The sequence below is a fragment of the Pseudomonas sp. MWU15-20650 genome, assembly GCF_023242475.1.
Taxonomy (GTDB): Bacteria; Pseudomonadota; Gammaproteobacteria; order Pseudomonadales; family Pseudomonadaceae; genus Aquipseudomonas.
The window spans coordinates 82721-104028 of record NZ_JALJFG010000018.1; the positions used below are offsets into that span (position 1 = coordinate 82721).

General features: G+C 62.6%; 21 protein-coding genes. 17 read left to right on the top strand and 4 right to left on the bottom strand.

Annotated elements, in window-relative coordinates:
* Positions 1-69 precede the first annotated feature (69 nt).
* The gene (gene gshB / locus M5B43_RS15580) at positions 70-1023 is read right to left on the bottom strand and encodes a glutathione synthase (RefSeq protein ID WP_248750935.1); all 954 of its coding nucleotides are present in this window, start codon (positions 1021-1023) and stop codon (positions 70-72) included.
* 240 nt (positions 1024-1263) lie between these two features.
* Between gshB and pilG the strand changes: the two genes are divergently transcribed.
* From pilG to M5B43_RS15610, 6 genes are all read left to right on the top strand, one after another.
* On the top strand, positions 1264-1671 hold the full coding sequence (gene pilG / locus M5B43_RS15585) for a twitching motility response regulator PilG (protein ID WP_124364796.1): 408 nt from the start codon (positions 1264-1266) through the stop codon (positions 1669-1671).
* 47 nt (positions 1672-1718) lie between these two features.
* A complete protein-coding gene (gene pilH / locus M5B43_RS15590; RefSeq protein ID WP_248750936.1) occupies positions 1719-2084 on the top strand; it encodes a twitching motility response regulator PilH in 366 nt (121 codons plus the stop codon).
* A 12-nt stretch (positions 2085-2096) separates the two neighbouring features.
* A complete protein-coding gene (locus tag M5B43_RS15595) occupies positions 2097-2621 on the top strand; it encodes a chemotaxis protein CheW (protein WP_248750937.1) in 525 nt (174 codons plus the stop codon).
* A complete protein-coding gene (locus M5B43_RS15600) occupies positions 2618-4669 on the top strand; it encodes a methyl-accepting chemotaxis protein (RefSeq protein ID WP_248750938.1) in 2052 nt (683 codons plus the stop codon). The genes M5B43_RS15595 and M5B43_RS15600 overlap by 4 nt, the downstream gene beginning before the upstream one ends.
* A gap of 161 nt (positions 4670-4830) precedes the next feature.
* Complete coding sequence (locus M5B43_RS15605) at positions 4831-10650, top strand: Hpt domain-containing protein (RefSeq protein ID WP_248750939.1); 5820 nt, start codon at positions 4831-4833, stop codon at positions 10648-10650.
* Positions 10643-11098, top strand: a complete 456-nt coding sequence (locus M5B43_RS15610; RefSeq protein ID WP_248750940.1) for a chemotaxis protein CheW — start codon at positions 10643-10645, stop codon at positions 11096-11098. The genes M5B43_RS15605 and M5B43_RS15610 overlap by 8 nt, the downstream gene beginning before the upstream one ends.
* Positions 11099-11467: 369 nt before the next feature.
* On the opposite strand, the gene M5B43_RS15615 is transcribed toward M5B43_RS15610, so the two are convergent.
* Positions 11468-11755, bottom strand: a complete 288-nt coding sequence (locus M5B43_RS15615; protein WP_073525967.1) for a HigA family addiction module antitoxin — start codon at positions 11753-11755, stop codon at positions 11468-11470.
* Between the two features lie 14 nt (positions 11756-11769).
* The gene (locus M5B43_RS15620; protein WP_248750941.1) at positions 11770-12048 is read right to left on the bottom strand and encodes a type II toxin-antitoxin system RelE/ParE family toxin; all 279 of its coding nucleotides are present in this window, start codon (positions 12046-12048) and stop codon (positions 11770-11772) included.
* 79 nt (positions 12049-12127) lie between these two features.
* On the opposite strand from M5B43_RS15620, the gene M5B43_RS15625 reads away from it, so the two are divergent.
* From M5B43_RS15625 to madM, 10 genes are all read left to right on the top strand, one after another.
* Positions 12128-12397, top strand: a complete 270-nt coding sequence (locus M5B43_RS15625) for a hypothetical protein (RefSeq protein ID WP_248750952.1) — start codon at positions 12128-12130, stop codon at positions 12395-12397.
* A 37-nt stretch (positions 12398-12434) separates the two neighbouring features.
* A complete protein-coding gene (gene mdcA, locus M5B43_RS15630) occupies positions 12435-14105 on the top strand; it encodes a malonate decarboxylase subunit alpha (RefSeq protein WP_248750942.1) in 1671 nt (556 codons plus the stop codon).
* Positions 14105-14938 carry a triphosphoribosyl-dephospho-CoA synthase gene (locus M5B43_RS15635; RefSeq protein ID WP_248750943.1) on the top strand — a complete coding sequence of 278 codons (834 nt, stop codon included), beginning with the start codon at positions 14105-14107 and terminating at the stop codon, positions 14936-14938. The genes mdcA and M5B43_RS15635 overlap by 1 nt, the downstream gene beginning before the upstream one ends.
* Complete coding sequence (locus M5B43_RS15640) at positions 14938-15237, top strand: malonate decarboxylase subunit delta (RefSeq protein WP_024077886.1); 300 nt, start codon at positions 14938-14940, stop codon at positions 15235-15237. The genes M5B43_RS15635 and M5B43_RS15640 overlap by 1 nt, the downstream gene beginning before the upstream one ends.
* Positions 15230-16072, top strand: a complete 843-nt coding sequence (locus M5B43_RS15645; protein ID WP_248750944.1) for a biotin-independent malonate decarboxylase subunit beta — start codon at positions 15230-15232, stop codon at positions 16070-16072. The genes M5B43_RS15640 and M5B43_RS15645 overlap by 8 nt, the downstream gene beginning before the upstream one ends.
* Positions 16069-16839 (top strand): biotin-independent malonate decarboxylase subunit gamma, encoded by a 771-nt coding sequence (gene mdcE, locus M5B43_RS15650; RefSeq protein ID WP_248750945.1) that lies wholly within the window; start codon positions 16069-16071, stop codon positions 16837-16839. The genes M5B43_RS15645 and mdcE overlap by 4 nt, the downstream gene beginning before the upstream one ends.
* Positions 16833-17429 carry a malonate decarboxylase holo-ACP synthase gene (locus M5B43_RS15655; protein ID WP_248750946.1) on the top strand — a complete coding sequence of 199 codons (597 nt, stop codon included), beginning with the start codon at positions 16833-16835 and terminating at the stop codon, positions 17427-17429. The genes mdcE and M5B43_RS15655 overlap by 7 nt, the downstream gene beginning before the upstream one ends.
* Positions 17426-18325: a malonate decarboxylase subunit epsilon gene (gene mdcH, locus M5B43_RS15660; protein ID WP_248750947.1), complete on the top strand. Its 900-nt coding sequence runs from the start codon at positions 17426-17428 to the stop codon at positions 18323-18325. Before M5B43_RS15655 ends, mdcH begins: the two co-directional genes overlap by 4 nt.
* Before the next feature lie 67 nt (positions 18326-18392).
* Positions 18393-18806: a malonate transporter subunit MadL gene (gene madL / locus M5B43_RS15665; protein ID WP_248750948.1), complete on the top strand. Its 414-nt coding sequence runs from the start codon at positions 18393-18395 to the stop codon at positions 18804-18806.
* Position 18807: 1 nt separating this feature from the next.
* Positions 18808-19572, top strand: coding sequence for a malonate transporter subunit MadM (madM, locus tag M5B43_RS15670; RefSeq protein WP_248750949.1), 765 nt, complete (start codon positions 18808-18810; stop codon positions 19570-19572).
* Between the two features lie 40 nt (positions 19573-19612).
* Here madM and M5B43_RS15675 read toward each other — a convergent pair whose 3' ends face one another.
* Entirely contained in the window at positions 19613-20527 is a 915-nt protein-coding gene (locus M5B43_RS15675; RefSeq protein ID WP_248750950.1) for a LysR substrate-binding domain-containing protein, read from the bottom strand.
* Positions 20528-20672: 145 nt separating this feature from the next.
* Between M5B43_RS15675 and M5B43_RS15680 the strand changes: the two genes are divergently transcribed.
* The gene (locus tag M5B43_RS15680) at positions 20673-21290 is read left to right on the top strand and encodes a hemolysin III family protein (protein WP_046069907.1); all 618 of its coding nucleotides are present in this window, start codon (positions 20673-20675) and stop codon (positions 21288-21290) included.
* Positions 21291-21308: the final 18 nt, after the last annotated feature.

Consider the following 21308-nt stretch of genomic DNA (forward strand, 5'->3'; position numbering starts at 1 on the left):
AACCAACATCGCGCGTTTCACAGGTGGCGCATGATAACGCAATGTTGGTTTGTGTCCGGCTGTTCTATGTCACTTGGCTTGTAGCTTGCGCTCAATGGCTGCCATCAACATTTCGCCGATGTTCGTGCCAAAGGCGTTGTCGATCTCGCGAATACAGGTCGGGCTGGTGACGTTGATTTCGGTGAGGTTCTCACCGATTACGTCGAGACCTACAAACAGCAGGCCTTTTTCCCGCAGGGTAGGGCCGACTTGAGCAGCGATCCAGCGATCCTTCTCCGTTAGTGGCCGTGCTTCACCGCGACCACCGGCAGCCAGGTTGCCACGGGTTTCGCCCGCTGCCGGGATACGCGCCAGGCAGTAGTCCACGGGCTCGCCGTCGATCATCAGGATGCGCTTGTCGCCGTCCTTGATCGCCGGCAAGTAGGCTTGGCCCATGATCTGCTGGGTGCCCAGGGCGGTCAGGGTTTCCAGGATCACCGAGAGGTTAGGGTCGCCCGCACGGTGGCGGAAGATCGAGGTACCGCCCATGCCATCCAGCGGCTTGAGGATCACATCGCCGTGCTTGGCGGCGAATTCACGCAGCACATCGGCGCGGCGGCTGACCACGGTGGGCGGCGTGCATTGTGGGAACAGGGTGGCGAACAGCTTTTCATTGCAGTCACGCAGGCTCTGTGGCTTGTTGACGATCAGCACCCCGGCGCGCTCGGCCTGCTCCAGCAGGTAGGTGGAGTAGACGAACTCCATGTCGAACGGCGGGTCCTTGCGCATCAGGATCACGTCCAGGTCGCTCAGGGGGCTGTCGATTTCATCCTGCAGTTCGAACCACTTCTCAGGGTTGGCAAACACCTGCAGCGGTCGCATGCGCGCCCGGGCCTCGCCGTCGCCCTGGTACAGGTCGCGCTGCTCCATATAGAACAGGGTCCAGCCACGGGCCTGGGCGGCCAGCAGCATGGCCAGCGAACTGTCCTTTTTATAGGAGATGCTGGCGATAGGGTCCATGACAATGCCGACGCGAACGCTCATGGGGGGAATTCCTCTAGCAAATTAGGGCGCATAAAAGTGGCGTCAGAGTGGCGCTGTGGTTGTTGTGGGTCAAGGAAAAACCACCGGACGGGTGCCTCGATAGATTGCTCCCCGAGACTGTGCTAAAAAGACTGCCACGGCGCAGCAGCCCTTCAACTCCAAGGCTTGCGGCGCTCATCCTGTGCAACATCAGGCAGTACACACCGAAAACCGATTCGCTGTGGCGATGGTAGAGCAGATATGGAACAGCATTCCAACGCCTTGAGGGTGATGGTGATCGACGATTCGAAAACGATCCGCCGCACCGCCGAGACCTTGTTGAAGAACATGGGGTGCGAGGTCATCACGGCCATCGACGGTTTCGATGCGCTGGCCCGGATTGTGGATCATCACCCGCACATTATCTTTGTCGACATCATGATGCCGCGCCTGGATGGCTACCAGACCTGCGCCCTGGTGAAGAACAACCCGGCGTTCAAGTCGATCCCGGTGATCATGCTGTCCTCCAAGGATGGCCTGTTCGACAAGGCCAAGGGGCGTATCGTTGGTGTCGATCAGTTTTTGACCAAGCCTTTCAGCAAGGAAGAACTGCTGGGCGCAATCAAGGCCTATGTGCCTGCCTTCGCCGCAGTAGAACAAGCACACTGACGCCAGCCCCACCAGGGCTGGCGCCGACCAATGTAGTGGGGAAAACCATGGCACGTGTTCTGATCGTCGACGATTCGCCGACTGAAATGTACAAACTGACCGGCATGCTGGAAAAGCATGGCCACCAGGTCCTGAAAGCCGAAAACGGTGCAGATGGCGTGGCCCTGGCTCGCCAGGAAAAGCCCGACGCCGTGCTGATGGACATCGTGATGCCGGGCCTTAACGGTTTCCAGGCGACGCGCCAACTGTCCAAGGAGCCGGAAACCAACGGTATCCCGATCATCATCATCACCACCAAGGATCAGGAAACCGACAAGATCTGGGGGGCGCGCCAGGGTGCCAGGGATTACCTGACCAAGCCGGTGGACGAAGACACCCTGATCGCCACGCTGAACAAGGTGCTGGCCGGCTGACGGCACACCATCATGACCGAGTCGCAAACCGCCTTTGAGCTACTGCTGGACATCGACCGTCGCTGCCGCCTGCTGGCCGCCGACCTGCCGTCCCAGGAAACCCGCCTGCAGCGTTGGAGCGGGATCGCTTTCCGTGTGGGGTCAAACGGGTATGTGGCGCCCATGGGCGAAGTTGCCGAGGTGTTGCATGAACCCCGCTGCACGTTGATGCCTGGGGTCAAGCCTTGGGTCAAGGGCGTGGCCAACCTGCGTGGGCGGCTGCTGCCGGTGATGGACCTGGGCGGGTTCCTTGGCCTTGGGCTGTCCAAGGCGCGTAAGCAGCGGCGGGTGCTGGTGGTGGAATTCAACGATCTGTTTGTCGGGCTGCTGGTGGACGAGGTGGTGGGAATGCAGCATTTCGCGCTCGACGCCTGGTTGGCGAGCACCGCCTCCGGCGCGCCGTATATCCAGGGTCAGTTCGACGGTGACCTACTGTGGCAGGTCTTCAGCCCCTTCGCCCTGGCCCAGGCCCCAGGCTTCATGGATGTTGCCGCATGACCACCGCTACCCCGCCCAAACCCCAAGCCGCCTCGCGCAGCCGCTCGCAGATCATCGTGCTGTTTATCGCCCTGATCGTATTCATCATGTTGCTGTTCGCCAACTTCGCGTACCTCAACACCCAGTCCACCTACGACAAACAGTACATCGGCCATGCCGGTGAACTGCGTGTGCTGTCCCAGCGCATTGCCAAGAACGCCACCGAGGCCGCCGCGGGCAAGGCTGCGGCGTTCAAGCTGCTGGGAGACGCGCGCAACGACTTTGCCCAGCGCTGGGGCTACCTGAAGAAAGGCGACCCGCAAACCGGCCTGCCTGCCGCCCCCAATGCGGTACGCGCCGAAATGCGCGCGGTGCAGACCGACTGGGAAGCGCTGCTGAAAAACACCGACGCGATCCTCGCCAGCGAGCAGACCGTATTGTCGCTGCACCAAGTGGCCGCGACCCTGGCCGAAACCGTGCCGCAATTGCAGATGGAGTCGGAAAAGGTCGTCGACATCCTGCTGCAACGCGGTGCCCCGGCCAGCCAGGTGGTATTGGCCCAGCGCCAATCGTTGTTGGCCGAACGTATCCTCGGCGCGGTCAACACCGTGCTGGCGGGCGACGATACATCGGTGCAGGCCGCCGATGCCTTTGGCCGCGATGCCAACCGTTTCGGCCAGGTGCTCAACGGTATGCTCCAGGGCAACCCGGGGCTGCGCATCAGCCAGGTCGAAGACCACGACGCCCGTGCACGGCTGGCGGAGATTGCCGAACTGTTCGAGTTCGTCTCCGGCTCTGTGGATGAAATCCTCGAGACCTCGCCGCAACTGTTCCAGGTACGGGCGTCGGCGAGCAATATTTTCAACCTGTCGCAAACCCTGCTCGATGAAGCCTCGCACCTGGCCACCGGCTTTGAAAACCTGGCCAGCGGGCGCAGCTTCGACACCATCGGTGGTTACGTGCTGGGCTTGCTGGCGCTGGCCTCGATCATCCTGATCGGCTTGGTGATGGTGCGCGAGACCAACCGCCAACTGCATGAAACCGCCGAGAAGAATGAGCGTAACCAGAACGCGATCATGCGCCTGCTGGACGAGATTGAAGACCTGGCTGACGGCGACCTCACCGTGACCGCTTCGGTGACCGAGGACTTCACCGGCACCATTGCGGACTCCATCAACTACTCCGTGGACCAATTGCGCGATCTGGTTGCCACCATCAACCTCACCGCCGGGCAGGTCGCCGGCGCGGTGCAGGACACCCAGGCCACCGCCATGCACCTGGCGCAGGCGTCGGAGCATCAGGCCCAGCAGATTGCCGAAGCCTCCACCGCGATCAACCAGATGGCCCAGTCCATTGACCAGGTCTCGGCCAACGCCGCCGAATCCTCGGCGGTGGCGGAGCGTTCGGTCGAGATTGCCAACAAGGGCAACGAGGTGGTGCACAACACCATCCACGGCATGGACAACATTCGCGAACAGATCCAGGACACGGCCAAGCGCATCAAGCGCCTGGGCGAGTCGTCCCAGGAGATTGGCGACATTGTCAGCCTGATCGACGACATCGCCGACCAGACCAACATCCTCGCCCTTAACGCGGCGATCCAGGCCAGCATGGCCGGCGATGCCGGGCGCGGTTTTGCGGTGGTGGCCGACGAAGTGCAACGGCTGGCCGAACGCTCGTCGGCGGCCACCCGGCAGATCGAAACCCTGGTGCGGGCGATCCAGGCCGACACCAATGAAGCCGTTATCTCCATGGAGCAGACCACCACCGAAGTGGTGCGCGGCGCGCGGCTGGCCCAGGACGCCGGCGTGGCGCTGGAAGAGATCGAAGGCGTGTCGAAAACCCTGGCGGCGCTGATCCAGAGTATCTCCAATGCGGCGCAGCAGCAGACCTCGTCGGCGGGCCAGATTTCCTTGACGATGAACGTGATTCAGCAGATCACCACACAGACTTCGTCGGGTTCCACCGCGACCGCCGAGAGCATTGGTAACCTGGCGAAGATGGCCAGCCAGTTGCGTCGGTCGGTGTCGGGTTTCACGCTTCCACCGCCTAAAAAGGTGGATGATTGAAAGGCAGTACACCTGTGGGAGGGGGCTTGCCCCCGATCGCGGTGGGTCAGTTGATACATGGGCTGGCTGACACACTGCCATCGGGGGCATGCCCCCTCCCACATCGGACTTGCATTGGTTTCAAGCACAGCAGCAACCCATGAATTCTAAGCGGAGCAGTTATGGTTGATCGGCACGACTACGTGGCCCTCGAATGGGTCAAGGGTGACATTGCCGAAACCCTGAAACAGGCCCGTTCGGCGCTGGACGCGTATGTTGAAACCAGCGACGGCGACGCGATCAACGAGTGCCTGGCCGGGATTCACCAAGTGCATGGCGCACTGCAAATGGTCGAGTTCTACGGCGCGGCGCTGCTGGCCGAGGAGATCGAGGAACTGGCCCTGGCCCTCCAGGCCGAGCGCGTCAGCCAGCGCGATGAAAGCATCCGCTTGTTGCAACAGGCCCTCGGTCAATTGCCGCTGTACCTGGACCGCGTGCACAGCGCCCGCCGCGATTTGCCGCTGGTGGTGCTGCCGCTGCTCAACGACCTGCGCAGCGCGCGCGGTGAGAGCCTGCTGTCGGAAACCAGCTTGTTCAGCCCACAGCTGCTGTTGATTGCGCCGTTGCCGGATGAAGCCCTGGCCCAACGCGCACCACCGGACTTGCATGAGCAATTGCGCCAGTGGCATTCACTGCTGCAACAGGCTTTGGCCGGGCTGCTGCGCGAAGACCATGGCCCCAGCAACCTTGAAGACATGGCGCGGGTCTTCGCACGCCTCGAAGCGCTGTGCCAGGGCGCGCCGCTGTTACCGTTGTGGCAGGTCACTTCGGCGCTGGTCGAAGGCATGCTCACCGGCGTGATCGCCAATAGCCCGGCGTTGCGCAGCCTGCTCAAGGCCAGCGACAAGCAACTCAAGCGGCTGCTGGCCCAGGGCATTGGCGGCATCAACCAGGCTGCGCCGGATGAGCTGCTCAAGAGCCTGTTGTTCTACGTCGCTAAAGTCACCCGGCCGACACCCCGCATGCAAAGCCTGAAGGAGCGCTACGGCCTGGATGAAGCCTTGCCTGACAGCGCGGTGGTCGATGCCGAGCGCGCGCGGCTGGCCGGGCCGGATCGCAACGCCATGGGCTCGGTGCTGGGCGCCTTGTGTGAAGAGTTGGTGAGGGTCAAGGAGCGCCTTGACCTGTTTGTACGCAGCGACCGTCAACACGCCGGCGACCTCGACGCTCTGCTGGCACCGTTGCGGCAAATCGCCGATACCTTGGCCGTACTGGGGTTTGGCCAGCCGCGCAAAGTGATCATCGACCAGCTTGCCGTGGTATTGAGCCTGGTCCAGGGGCAACGCGAGCCCAGTGATGCGGTGTTGATGGATGTCGCCGGTGCATTGCTTTATGTCGAAGCGACGCTGGCGGGAATGGTCGGTACGGTTGAGCCGGAAAGCCGTGAAGAGAGCCGTCTGCCCACCACCGACCTGACCCAGATCCATCAACTGGTGATTCGTGAATCCTGCCAATGCCTCAAGCAAGCCCAGGAGCTGGTCATCGATTGTATCGAGGCCGATTGGGACCGCCAGCGCCTGGAGTCCCTGCCGGAGCTGTTGAGCCAAGTGCGTGGCGCCCTGTCGATGATTCCCTTGCCCCGCGCGGCAAGCCTGATGCGGGGTTGCACCGATTACGTCGATGAGCAATTGATGGGCAACGATGCCGCGCCGTCAGACGTGCAGCTGGGGCATTTTGCCGAGGTGGTCAGCAGCTTGGAGTACTACCTGGAACGCATGCTCCAGGACCCCGATGCGGCCGGTGAAAAAGTGCTGGAGTTGGCGACCCAAGGCTTGAGCGCCCTGGGTTACCTGCCGGCCGAAAAGCCGTGGCGCCAGGCACTGGTTGCCCCCGACGGCGTACTGTCGAGCGAAACGGCGCCCAGCCAATCCCAGTTCGACGCGCTGGCCAGCCCCACCTCGCGCCTGAATCCGCCGGCGCTGCAACGCCCGGGCAGCCTGCTGCCACCACCGTCCGACGAAGAGCCGATTGACGATGAGCTGCGCGAGGTCTTCCTCGAAGAAACCGATGAAGTCCTCGAGGTGCTGCACCGCTACCTGCCCAACAGCGCAGACAAAACCGCCCAAGGCGAAATGCGCCGCGCCTTCCACACCTTGAAAGGCAGCGGCCGCATGGTGCGTGCCCTGGTGCTGGCCGAACTGGCCTGGGCTGTGGAAAACCTGCTCAACCGCGTGCTGGAGCGCAGTGTGGTCCTTGGCCCTGAGGTGCAACAGGTGCTGGATGACGCAGTGGCACTGCTGCCGGAATTGATCGCTGACTTTGCCACCGACGACCAGCGCCAGCGCGATGAGGTCGACGCCTTGGCCGCCCGTGCCCACGCCCTGGCCAGTGATGCTGCCGTGCCGGCCACTGAGCCCCATGACCCGATGTTGCTGGAGATCTTTCGCAACGAAGCCCAGAGCCATCTGGACAGTCTCAACCACTTCCTGCAACTGGCCGCCGAACACGTGCCGCTGCAAGTCAGTGACGAGCTGCAACGCGCCTTGCACACCCTCAAGGGCAGCGCCTATATGGCCGGCGTGCTGCCTATCGCCGAACTGGCGCGGCCGCTCGATCATCTGACCCGTGAGTACAAGGCCCACCGCCTGCCGATGGACCTGGATGAAGTCGAGTTGCTACTGGAAGCCGAAGGTCTGTTCCAACGTGGCTTGCGCCAGTTGGACAGCGGCCCGTTGGTGTCGATCAAGGGCGCGGCCGACGTGATCAGCCGCACCCAGGCCCTGCTCGAACATCAGCTTCAAGCCCTGCTGGACGCACCGAGCACCGGCCTGCGCATCAAGCGCGATCCGCACCTGATCACCAACTTCCTGGCCCAGGGCATGGACATCCTGCTCGACGCCGAAAGCCTGCTGCGTCGCTGGCAGCAACATCCCGGCGAGCGTCAGGAACTGACGGCCTTGCTGGATGAACTGACCACGCTGGGAGAGGGTGCACACCTTGCCGACCTGCACCCCATCGACGAGTTATGCGAGGCCTTGCTCGACCTGTATGGCGCCGTGGAAGAAAGTAGCCTGGCAGTCAGCACGGCATTTTTTCATGAAGCCGAGCAGGCCCATGACGCGTTGATCAACATGCTCGACCAGTTGGCCGCCGGTCAGGAAATCAGCCCGGCGCCGGCGCGGGTAAAAGCCTTGCGCGAGTTGCTCGATGATGCCCTTGACCCGTCCGCCACCGGCCTGATCAAAAGCGACGGCAGCCGCGCGTTGAGCATTGCCGAGCTGGGCGCGGCGACCGAGCAGTTGAGTCATGAAACGGCGATGGACGACGAGATCGTCGAGATCTTCCTCGAAGAAGCGGTGGACATCCTCGACAGCGCCGGGCAGTCCCTCAAACGCTGGTTGCTCGACCCCGACAGCGCGGCACCGTTGTCCTCCTTGCAACGTGACCTGCACACCCTCAAGGGCGGTGCGCGCATGGCCGAAATCGGCGCGCTGGCCGACCTCGCCCATGAGCTCGAATGCCTTTACGAAGGGCTGGTAGACCGCCGCTACAGTTACTCCACCGAGCTGTCCCACGTGCTGATGGCCAGCCATGAACGGTTGGCCTTGCAGCTGGAAGAGTTGCAGCAGCATCAGCCGTTGAGCGACAGCACCGAGTTGGTCGCCAAGTTGCGTGAACTGCGCCAGAGCAGCGCGCCGGCAGCGCCGGTTGCGGCGCCGAACGCCTCGGGTGCGGACCCTGAGTTGCTGGAGATCTTCCTCGAAGAGGCCGCCGATATTCTCGACAGTTCGGGCAGCGCGCTGCTGCGCTGGCAGGCCGAGCCTGGCAATCGCCAGGAAGTGGAAACCCTGCTGCGCGACCTGCATACCCTCAAGGGCGGCGCGCGCATGGTCGAGATCGGGCCGATTGGCGATTTGGCCCATGAGCTGGAGTTCCTCTACGAGGGCCTGTCCGCTGGGTTATTGGCACCGACCGCTGAACTGTTTGCGTTGCTGCAAGGGTGTCACGACCGTCTGGCGCAGATGATCGACGCCGTAACAGACGGGCTGCCGGTGGGCTCGGTGGACAAGCTCATCGAACGTATCAAAAGCCTGGTCCACCCAAGCGATGAGCCGGTGATGCCCGTGGGGATGGCGGCGAGCAAGGCGGAAGCGGCAGTCGACCCGGCGGCCGACATGGTGAAGATTTCTGCGGACTTGCTTGATGATCTGGTCAACCTGGCCGGCGAAACCTCGATCTTCCGGGGGCGTATCGAGCAGCAAGTCAACGACGCACGCGTTGCCCTGATCGAGGTGGAAACCACCATCGAGCGCATGCGCGACCAACTGCGCCGACTCGACACCGACACCCAGGGCCGTATTCTCAGCCGGCAACAGGCCGAGGCTGAGCGCCTGGGCTATGAAGAATTCGACCCGCTGGAAATGGACCGCCATTCGCAGTTGCAGCAACTGTCCCGGGCGTTGTCCGAGTCCGCCTCCGACCTGCTCGACCTCAAGGAAACCCTCGACCGTCGCAACCAGGATGCGCACGACCTGTTGCAGCAACAGGCGCGTATCAACACCGAGTTGCAGGAGGGCCTGATGCGCACGCGCATGGTGCCCTTTGAGCGCATGCTGCCACGCCTCAAGCGCATCGTACGCCAGGTGGCGCAGGAGCTGGATAAGGACGTGGAGTTCGTGGTCGGCAATGCCGAAGGCGAGATGGACCGCAACGTGCTGGAGCGCATGGCGGCGCCGCTGGAACACATGCTGCGCAATGCCGTCGACCATGGCCTGGAATCCCGCGAGGTGCGCTTGCAGGCAGGCAAGCCGGAGAAGGGTCGCATCACCCTGGACCTGACCCACGAAGGCGGCGATATCGTCTTCGACATGCGTGACGACGGCGCGGGTGTGCCCCTCGAAGCGGTACGACGCAAGGCGATCAAGCGCGGCCTGCTCGACCCCAATCAAGAGATCAGCGACCGTGACGTGTTGCAGTTCATCCTGCAACCGGGTTTTTCCACCGCGGAAAAAATCACCCAGATCTCCGGGCGTGGCGTGGGCATGGACGTGGTGCATGAAGAAGTGCGCCAGCTCGGAGGCTCGATGGTCATAGAGTCGACATCCGGCGTGGGCGTGCACTTTCGCATTCGCTTGCCGTTCACCGTGTCGGTCAATCGGGCCTTGATGGTGCAATGCGCGGACGATCAATACGCGATCCCGCTCAACACCATCGAAGGCTTGGTGCGCGTGCTGCCCCATGAATTGGCCGGGCACTATCAGCAAGACCCGCCGCGCTATGAATACGCCGGCCAGCGCTACGAATTGTTTTATCTGGGCGACCTGCTGCACACCGTCAGCCGCCCCAAACTGCTCGGCCAGTACCAGCCGGTGCCGGTGCTGCTGGTGCAGTGCAATGAGCGGCGCGTGGCGGTGCATGTGGATGCCATGGCCGGTACCCGGGAAATCGTGGTCAAGGGCCTGGGGCCGCAATTTGCCGGCGTGCAGGGGGTGTCCGGGGCGACCATTCTGGGCGACGGGCGTGTGGTGCTGATCATCGACTTGCTGGCGCATATCCGCGCACGGCAACCGGCGTTGCCGGCCCAGGCGGCCGATGCGCCACTGGTCCTCAACGACCCGCTGAAAAAACGCCCGCTGCTGGTGCTGGTGGTGGACGATTCAGTCACCGTGCGTAAAGTCACCAGCCGCCTGCTGGAACGTAACGGCATGAATGTACTGACCGCCAAGGACGGTATCGACGCCATCGCCGTACTCGAAGAACACACCCCGGACCTGATGCTGCTCGACATCGAAATGCCGCGCATGGACGGCTTTGAAGTGGCGATCCAGGTGCGCAACGACCCCCGGCTGATGCGTCTGCCGATCATCATGATCACCTCGCGTACCGGCCAGAAACACCGCGACCGCGCCATGGCCATCGGCGTCAACGACTACTTGGGCAAGCCGTTCCAGGAGTCGGTGCTGCTGGAAAGCATTGCCTATTGGAGCAAGTCCCATGCTTGACCACCGCACCAGCCAACTCACCGGCCTGCTGCTGCCCCTGGCCGATCGCAACTTGGTACTGCCCAACGTCGCCATCGCCGAGCTGATCGACTTCCAGCGTGGCGAACCGGCCAGCGATGCGCCGCCATGGTACTTGCGGCAGGTCACGTGGCGCGATCGACAGATTCCGCTGATCAGCTTTGAAGCGGCCTGCGGCGAGGCCAGCATGACGGGCGAACGCTCACGCATCGTGGTGTTGAATGCACTGGGCGGGCGACCGACGTTGAAATTCATTGCGCTGGTGATCCAGGGCATTCCCCGCTCGTACAAGCTTGATAGCGAACTGGCCTACGTGGACGTGCCCCTGTGCCCGCTGGAACTGGCGGCGGTGCAAGTGGGCGAGCAGGTGGCGAAGGTGCCGGATTTGATGGGGCTTGAAGCGTTGTTGGTGGAGTCCGGCCTAGCGTAAACACGCGTGTCGCGCCGCTGCGGTTGAAATTATCGTTTTAGACGAGAAAAGCAGATTTGTTATCAAATTAAAGTGATCGTTAGCATTTTTATCGGAGATGGCTGATGACGCGCGGCTACTCATCATTTTCCAGCTTGCCCAAGAGCGGCTCAAGGAAGTGCTCGTGGACTGCTATCTAACATGCGCTACTGAGCAAATGTGGGAGGTGCGGTGCGACTATCCGACTTGCCCCGATAGCAGTGTATCAGCCACACATTTATCAGCTAACCCACTGCGCTTTTGTAGGAGCGAGCAAGCTCGCTCCTACAGAGGGCGATGTACGCTTAACTGACTGGCATCAGGGTAAGCCCCTCCCACTTTCTCCACACCTCAATCAATCCGCGCAAACCGCTCAATTATCGGTTGCTCCCGATGCTCGGCCTGCCATAAGTCGTAGGCACTTTGCATCGACAACCATAACTGGGCAGTACTCACGCCGGCCCGTTCCAACCGAACGGCAAGGTCCGGGCTGACCGGGGCGTGGCCATGCAGGATCCTTGAAAAAGTCTCACGGGCGAAACCAAGGCGTCGCGCCATCTCGGTAATGGTGATGCCCAAGGCTGGGATAACGTCCTCAAGTAAAATTTCACCTGGGTGAGGTGGGTTGTGCATACCCATATCAATGCCTCTACTCAGTGGTAGTCAAGATAGTCGACCAGTTCGACCTGATCGTCGAACATCCGAAAAATGATGCGCCAGTTACCACTTATGCTGACGGACCAGTAGTCGATCAGGTCGCCCTTCAAACGATGGAAGCGCCAGCCGGGCAGGGCCAGTGCATCTGGGTGCTCGGCTTTGTCCAGAATGAGCAGAACGCGGCGCAAGCGCTTTGCATGATTCGCGTTGATGCCTCTGGTTGAACCGGTCTCATAGAAGGCCCTGAGTCCCTTATGTTTCCAGCTAACGATCATGGCACGATTGTGATGTGATGCATCACACTCTGCAATAGCCTTGCATCGGGTTTAACGGTCGGATTCATGATGTCTGCCCGTGGCACGATTCGGATGGAAAAGGCTAGAGAGGCGGGTTCCGAGCAACAACCTGAAGACCTTCGACCTGGACATTTCCCAGCGCGCCATCATGCTCGGGATTCAGCAAATGGCCGAGTTGGGGCAGTTGCTGGTCGATAGGGCACTGGAGCAAGCCTCCTCCCATATTTTGATTTCACTTGGCTGGGGTCAGCGTTTGCTGATGAACAATTACTCTGACCGTAACGATCTGCCACCCAGCTTGATTGATGGCTCTCTGAATCACTCCTAAGGTACAGCCCACGACAGCAAACTCCCGTGGAGCGACCATGACAACAACCATCACCCCCGACTCGCGCTGGACGCGGCGGCGCGACGAGAAGCAGCGGCGGCTCGGGCTGGTCAAGAGATTCGCAGACGGGGCGGTGTTGCCCAGTGACAAGATCGTCGAGGCCCTGGAAGCGCTGATCCTGCCCGGCGACCGCGTGGTGCTGGAGGGTAATAACCAGAAGCAAGCCGACTTCCTCTCGCGCTCCCTGGCCAAGGCCGACCCGGCCAAGCTCCACGATTTGCACATGATCATGCCCAGTGTCGGCCGTTCCGAGCACCTGGACCTGTTTGAAAAAGGTATCGCGCGCAAGCTCGACTTCTCTTTCGCCGGCACCCAATCCCTGCGCATCAGCCAGTTGCTGGAAGATGGCTTGCTGGAAATCGGTGCGATCCATACGTACATCGAACTCTATGCGCGGCTGGTGGTGGACCTGATCCCCAACGTGGTGCTTTCGGCCGGCTTCATGGCCGACCGCGCCGGCAATATCTACACCGGCGCCAGCACCGAAGACACCCCGGCGCTGATCGAGCCCGCAGCCTTCAGTGATGGCATCGTCATCGTGCAGGTCAACCAGTTGGTGGACGACGTCACCGACTTGCCTCGCGTCGACATCCCCGCCAGTTGGGTCGATTTCGTGGTGGTGGCCGACAAGCCGTTCTACATCGAACCGCTGTTCACCCGCGACCCGCGCCATATCAAGCCGGTGCATGTGCTGATGGCGATGATGGCGATCCGTGGCATCTATGAAAAACACAATGTGCAGTCGTTGAACCATGGGATCGGCTTCAACACCGCCGCGATTGAATTGATCCTGCCCACCTATGGCGAGTCCCTTGGGCTCAAGGGCAAGATCTGCCGCAACTGGACCCTCAACCCACACCCCACTCTGATCCCCGCCATTGAAAGCGGCTGGGTGCAAAGCGTGCATTGCTTCGGCACCGAGCTGGGCATGGAGAACTACATCGCCGCACGGCCGGATGTGTTCTTCACCGGCCGCGACGGCTCCCTGCGCTCCAACCGGATGTTTTGCCAACTGGCTGGCCAATACGCGGTGGACCTGTTTATCGGTGCCACTTTGCAAGTGGACGGCGACGGGCACTCCAGCACCGTGACCCGTGGCCGTCTCGCCGGATTTGGCGGCGCGCCGAACATGGGTCACGACCCGCGTGGTCGCCGCCACGGCACTCCCGCCTGGCTGGATATGCGCCACGACGATGCGCCTGAGGCTTTGCTGGAGCGCGGCAAAAAACTCGTGGTGCAAATGGTTGAGACCTTCCAGGAGGGTGGCAAACCGACCTTTGTCGAGACCCTCGACGCGGTGGAAGTCGCACGCAAAAGCGGCATGCCCCTGGCGCCGATCATGATCTATGGCGACGACGTCACCCATTTGCTCACCGAGGAAGGCATCGCCTACCTGTACAAGGCGCGTTCCCTGGAAGAGCGCCAGGCGATGATCGCCGCCGTTGCCGGTGTGACCGCCATCGGCATGCGCCACAACCCTAAAGACGCCGCGCGCATGCGCCGCGAAGGCTTGATTGCCTTGCCCGAAGACTTGGGCATTCGCCGCACCGACGCCACCCGCGAGCTGTTGGCCGCCAAGAGCGTGGCCGACCTGGTGGAGTGGTCCGGTGGCTTGTACAACCCGCCTGCCAAATTCAGGAGCTGGTAATGCGTGCGCTCAAACTGCATGAACTCAGCCTCGCCGATCGCCTGGCGGATATGGCCGTCGATGCGCTGATTGATGAGGCGGATTTGTCGCCTAAACCCGCCCTGGTGGATCGGCGCGGCAATGGCGCCCACAGTGATTTGCACCTGGGGCTGATGCACGCGTCGGCGCTGTCGTTGTGGCCGATGTTCAAGGAAATGGCCGAAGCTGCGCTCGAAATCGGCGAAATCGGCTTGCCCTTGCGCGAAGCCTTGGGGCGTATTGGCCGTGAAGGTGAGCAAGCGATGCTCATCACCACCAACGGCGTAAACACTCATCGCGGCGCGATCTGGGCCCTCGGTTTGCTGACCGCAGCGGCCGCCCTGGAACCCCGCGCCGTCACGCTGACAGCAGCCAAACTGGCCTTGCTCAATGACCGCTTCGCCCCACAACCCCTGAGCCATGGCGCGCAGGTGGCCCAGCGCTATGGCGCACGGGGTGCCCGTGAAGAAGCACAGTTGGGCTTCCCCGCCGTGATGCAACGCGGCCTGCCGCAACTGCACAAAAGCCGCCAGCAAAACGTCGGCGAGCAGAACGCACGCCTGGATGCCTTGCTCGCCATCATGACCGAGCTGGCCGACACCTGCGTGCTCTACCGTGCCGGCACCGAAGGCTTGACCACCCTGCACCAGGGCGCCCGAGCCGTGCTCGACGCCGGCGGCAGCGCAACCCTCGCCGGGCGTCGCCAACTGCACGAACTGGACAATCAACTGCTGGCGCTGAATGCCTCCCCGGGCGGCGCCGCCGACCTGTTGGCCGCCTGCCTGTTTATCGACCGCCTCGACGGAGCGTTGTGATGGAAACCTTATCCTTTGAATTCCCCGCCGGGCAGCCGCCTAAAGGCCGTGCGCTGGTGGGTTGCGTCGGCTCCGGCGATCTGGAAGTGCTGCTGGAACCCGGCACGGCCGGTACGTTGACCATCCAGGTGCAGACCTCGGTGAACGGCGCCGAACAGCGCTGGCAGCACCTGTTCGAGCGGATCTTCCAGGAGCAGACGCCGCCCGCGTTGAAGATCGATATCCACGATTTCGGCGCCACGCCCGGTGTGGTGCGTTTGCGCCTGGAACAGGGTTTCGAGGAGATCGGCCATGACTGACTTGCTCGCCCAACACAGCTTTGTCGAACTCGGTGCACGGCAGCGTGCCAAGGCATTGTTGGATGCCGGTTCCTTCCGTGAATTGATCGACCCGTTCCAACGCGTGATGTCGCCGTGGCTCAGCCGCCAAGGCGTGGTGCCCCAGGCCGATGACGGCGTGGTGATCGCCAAGGGCAGCATGGCCGGCTTGCCGGTGGTGGTGGCTGCTATCGAGGGCAACTTCCAGGGTGGCAGCCTCGGTGAAGTGGGCGGCGCGAAGATCGCGGGCGCCCTGGAGCTGGCCGCCGAAGACAACCGCAAGGGCATCCCGACCCGCGCCGTGCTGCTGCTGGAGACCGGTGGCGTGCGCTTGCAGGAAGCCAACCTCGGGCTGGCGGCGATTGCTGATATCCATGCGGCGATTGTCGACCTGCGCCAGTACCAGCCGGTGATCGGCGTGGTGGCGGGCAGTGTCGGTTGCTTTGGTGGCATGTCCATCGCGGCCGGGCTGTGCAGCTATCTGGTGGTCACTCGCGAGGCACGCGTTGGCTTGAACGGCCCGCAGGTGATCGAACAGGAAGCCGGCCTGGAAGAATACGACTCCCGCGACCGGCCTTTCATCTGGAGCCTTACGGGCGGTGAGCAACGCTTCAACAGCGGCCTGGCCGACCGCTACGTGGCGGATGATGTGGCGCAGATTCAACAGACCGTCAGCGCGCTGTTGCAGCAAGGCTTGCCCGCGCAACAGCGCAGCCGCTGTGCTGATTTCTACCTGGCGCGCTTGGCCGAGCTGGACGCCACTGTGCAAATCGAGCCGGCGACGGTTCGCGCGCTGTATCAGGGAGAACACTCATGAGAGGGTTGCAGTGGTTTAACGCATTGAGCGCCGGGGCCACCCCCGTGGTGGGTTTGCCGGACTCGTTGAAAGTCGCAGACGGTGTATTGGGTGAGCAGGCGGTGCGCTTTATCGCCGTGGTCACCGACCCGAAGAACCGCTTCCCGCGTGCGCGCAACGGTGAGGTCGGTTTGCTGGAAGGTTGGGGGCTCGCCAAGGTCGTTGATGAAGCCATCGCGACGGGTGACAAACGCCCGCTGATCGCCATCGTCGACGTGCCCAGCCAAGCCTACGGCCGTCGCGAAGAAGCCCTCGGCATCCATCAAGCCCTGGCCGCCGCTGCTGACAGCTACGCCCGCGCACGTCTGGCCGGCCACCCGGTGATCGCGTTGCTGGTGGGCAAGGCCATGTCCGGCGCGTTTCTCGCCCACGGTTACCAGGCCAATCGCCTGATTGCCCTGCGCGACCCTGGCGTGATGGTGCACGCCATGGGCAAAGCCTCGGCCGCGCGTGTGACCTTGCGCAGTGTCGAGGCGCTGGAAGCCCTGGCCGCCAGCGTGCCGCCGATGGCCTATGACATCGACAGCTATGCCAGCCTTGGCCTGCTGTGGGAGACCTTGACGGTCAACCAGATTGAACAGCCCACCACGGAGGACGTGGCGCGGGTCAGCGATTGCCTGGTGCAGGCGATCAAGGATATTGGCAGCACCGACTTGGGTGGCCGCCTGGGCGCGACTAATCGAGCCGCTTCCAGCCACGTGCGTCAGCTGTTGCGGGAGCAATGGTGAACGCCCACGACTTGCTCTGGGGCATGACCCCGGCGCACCTGCCCGCCGATGCCCCGGCCTGGGCGCTGGCCGCGATCAGTGCCGGTCACCCGGTGGTGGTGCGGCGTGCCAGCGCAGAGCCAGATTATGTGGCCGTGGGTGTGCGCGGGCGTTTGCGTGAGCAGCGGTTGGCGGCGGTGATGCCCATTGTTGCGGTACAACGGCGAGTGACGCCGGAAGCCTTGCGCGGGGTGACGTCGCCTCGGGATCTACCGGCGTTGCGCGCGCTCGATCTACTGCGGCCGGTGCTGGCACAGGAGGCATGGGGCGTTACCGGCAGTGCGGGTTTCGAGTTGGCCAGCGGCATTCAAGCGTTGCACGCACAGAGCGATCTGGATTTGATGCTGCGCACACCCCAGCGTCTTGAGCGCGGCGCGGCCGAGGATTTGCTGGCGATATTGGACACCGCACCGTGCGCCGTGGACCTGCAATTGCAAACCCCGTTTGGCGCGGTCGCGTTGCGCGAGTGGGCGGGTGGATCACGGCGTGTCCTGCTGAAAACCGCCAGCGGTGCACACCTGGTACTCGACCCTTGGCAGGCCGTGGCATGAGCAGTCTTCTGGTCTTTCCGGGGCAGGGCGCCCAGCGCATCGGCATGCTCCAAGCGCTGCCAGCCGACCTGCTGGAAGAAGCCAGTGATGCCTTGGGTGAAGACGTTCGTCAGCTCGATTCGGCGCAAGCCTTGGCGAGCACGTGGGCTGTGCAACTGTGCCTGTTGATCGTTGGCGTCGCCCAGGCTCGCCAGTTGCAGCGCACACCTGATTTTGTCGCGGGCTTGTCCATCGGTGCCTATCCGGCGGCGGTGATCGCGGGGGCACTGGCGTTCGACGAGGCCATCAAGCTCGTCAGCCTGCGCGGCGAACTGATGCAAAACGCTTATCCGCAAGGTTATGGCATGACCGCGATCATCGGCCCGTCGTTATCCACCGTCGAAAGCGTGCTGGCCGAGATCCACAGCCTGCAGACGCCGGTCTATCTGGCCAATATCAACGCCGACAACCAGACCGTCATCGCCGGCAGCAACGAGGCGATGCAGCGTGTCGCCGAGCGCGTCAAAGGCAACGGTGTCGCCAAGCGACTGGCTGTCAGCGTGCCGTCCCACTGCGCGCTGCTGGAGCAACCCGCCCACATCCTGGCCCAGGCTTTCGGCCCGCTCAAGGCGCCGCGCATCACCTACCTGAGCAGCACCCGTGCACGGCCCATCCACAACCCCGAGCAGCTTCGCGATGACCTGGCTTTCAACATGTGCCGCGTTGTCGACTGGCGCGGCACTGTGCAAAGCGCCTACGAGCGCGGCGTGCGCCTGCAAATTGAACTGCCCCCGGGCGCCGTGCTCACCGGTCTGTCACGCCGGGTGTTTGAACAAGGTACGGTGATCGCTTGCGAGGGCGCACGCCTGGATACCTTGCAGGCCCTGCTGGACGAGGAGGAGCGCCGCCACCGATAAAGCACCATCCAAGGCTTTCGAAGCACAAAAACAACAATTTCGATGAAGCACTTTGAGGACGACAACAATGATTATTTACGGTGTGGCCTTGCTCGCGATCTGCATGCTCGCGGGCGTGATCATGGGCGACATGCTGGGCGTATTGCTCGGCGTGAAATCCAATGTGGGTGGGGTAGGGATCGCGATGATCCTGCTGATCTGCGCGCGGCTGTGGATGCAAAAACGCGGCGGCATGACCAAGGAATGTGAGATGGGCGTCGGCTTCTGGGGGGCGATGTACATCCCTGTGGTTGTCGCGATGGCCGCGCAACAAAATGTGGTCACGGCCCTGCATGGCGGCCCGGTCGCGGTGCTGGCGGCGATAGGTTCGGTGGTGGTCTGTGGTTGCACCATCGCCCTGATCAGCCGCACCCACAAGGGTGAACCCTTGCCCGCTGAAGAGCCGCCGATGACGCCGGCACCTGTCGTGGGAGGCCGCTGATATGTGGGCGCTTATCGAAAAAGGCTTGGAGACTAACGGCCTGGTCACCGCGTTTGCCTGCGTCGGCGTGGTGATGTGGATTTCTGTGGTGCTGTCCAAGCGCCTGACCTTCGGGCGCATCCATGGGTCGGCGATTGCCATCGTTATCGGGCTGGTGCTGGCTTGGGTTGGCGGCACCCTGACGGGCGGGCAAAAGGGCCTGGCAGATATGGCGCTGTTCTCCGGTATCGGCCTGATGGGCGGCGCCATGCTGCGCGATTTCGCCATTGTTGCCACGGCCTTTGAAGTTCAAGCCACCGAGGCGCGCAAGGCCGGGTTGATTGGCGTGATTGCGTTGCTGTTGGGCACCGTGCTGCCGTTCATCGTTGGCGCCAGCATGGCGTGGGCGTTTGGTTATCGCGATGCGATCAGCATGACCACCATTGGTGCGGGCGCCGTGACCTACATCGTCGGCCCGGTGACCGGTGCGGCGATCGGCGCGACGTCGGATGTGATGGCGCTGTCGATTGCCACCGGGTTGATCAAGGCGATCCTGGTGATGGTCGGCACACCCGTTGCGGCTCGCTGGATGGGCCTGGATAACCCGCGTTCGGCGATGGTGTTTGGTGGGCTGGCAGGGACAGTGAGTGGCGTCACGGCGGGGCTGGCGGCGACGGATCGGCGCTTGGTGCCGTATGGCGCGCTGACGGCGACGTTCCACACTGGGCTTGGGTGTTTGCTGGGGCCTTCGCTGCTGTACTTCATCGTGCGTGGGCTGGTGGGTTGACCTTGGAGTTTGCGGTGGTGGGTCTGGCGCGATAGCGATCTCAAACCTGCCGATTGGCATACATCCGACACTCGGCCAACAAGGCCAGCAAATTCGGATCACGCTCCTTGGCCTTCAAGAACACCACACCGATATGCTGCTGCAACCGATACCGGGGTTGCAGCGGTATGAGCTTCACGCGGTTCTCATACACGGCCGCAATCCTGCCTGGCAGTAGCGCATAACCCACGCCCGAACTGACCATGCTCAACAAGGTGAAGATGTCGTTCACCTGCATCGCCACCTTTGGCTCGAACCCTGCCTGCTTGAACACGCGGTTGCCATCCTGGTGAGTGGCGAAGCCTTGGGTGAGCGTGATGAAGGTCGCGTCGCGCACGTCGGCCAGGTCGATTTCCTGCTCGCGGTCCAAGGGGGAGTCGGCCGGGGTGGCGAGGAAGATGTCGTCGCAGAACAGCGCGATCTGCTCGCAGTCGGGGTCGTTGGCACGTTCGTCGAGGGAGATGAGGATCGCGTCGACTTCCATGTTCTTGAGCTTGTAGAGCAGGTCGAAGTTGGAGCCCAGGATCAGGTCGATATTCAGTTCGCTGCGCCTGATTTTCAGGCCCATGATCAGCTGCGGCACGGTCTTCACCGTCAACGAGTACAACGAACCGAGCTTGAAGCGCTCGGCGGAGAACCCGGCGGCCTCACGGGTCAGGCGCACGCTGTCGACCACGTCGGCGATGAGCTTCTGCGCGCGCTCTTCGAGCACGTAGGCGCTTTCCAGTGGGGTGAGGTTGCGGCCCTCGTGTTTGAACAGTGGGCAGCGCAAGGCGCTCTCCAGGGAGTGGATGGCGCGGTGCACACTGACATTGCTGGTTTGCAGCTCGGCGGCGGCGCGGGCCAGGTTGCCGGTGCGCATGAACGCCAGGAAGATCTCCAGCTTCTTGAGGGTTAACTCTTCGTCGATCAGCATGGCCGCGGGCTCTTGTTCGATTGCACTCGATTGTGCCCGTAAACGCGGCTGTCGTCGCTGGAACGTCACACGCCACTTGCACTCTTATGCGCAAGGCGGGACGCTTGTCCGCGTGTTCTTAAGGGTTACAGGAGGTCGGTGACAGATGTACCACGGGGAACGATTCAACGCCTGGAGCCATTTGCTCGGTGCAGTCGCGGCGTGTATTGGCGCCGTGTGGATGTTGGTGGTGGCCAGCCTGGACGGCAGCCCCTGGAAGATCGTCAGCGTGGCGATCTATGGTTTTACCCTGATGGTGTTGTACAGCGCGTCGACGGTGTACCACAGCGTGCAGGGGCGGCGAAAAGCGATCATGCAGAAGGTCGATCATTTTTCGATCTACCTGCTGATCGCCGGCAGCTACACACCCTTTTGCCTGGTAACACTGCGCGGGCCGTGGGGCTGGACGCTATTTGGCATCGTGTGGGGGCTGGCGGTGATTGGCATCCTGCAGGAGATCAAGCCGCGTTCGGAGGCACGCATTCTGTCGATCGTGATTTACGCGGTGATGGGCTGGATCGTACTGGTGGCGGTCAAGCCGCTGATGGCGGCGCTGGGCACGGCAGGGTTTATCTGGTTGGCGTCGGGCGGGGTGTTGTATACCGTCGGCATCATCTTCTTTGCCCTGGAGGACCGCCTGCGCCATTCCCATGGCATCTGGCACTTGTTTGTGATCGGCGGCAGCCTGCTGCATTTCGTGGCGATCATGCATTACGTGCTCTAAAGGTGGGAGGGGGCTTGC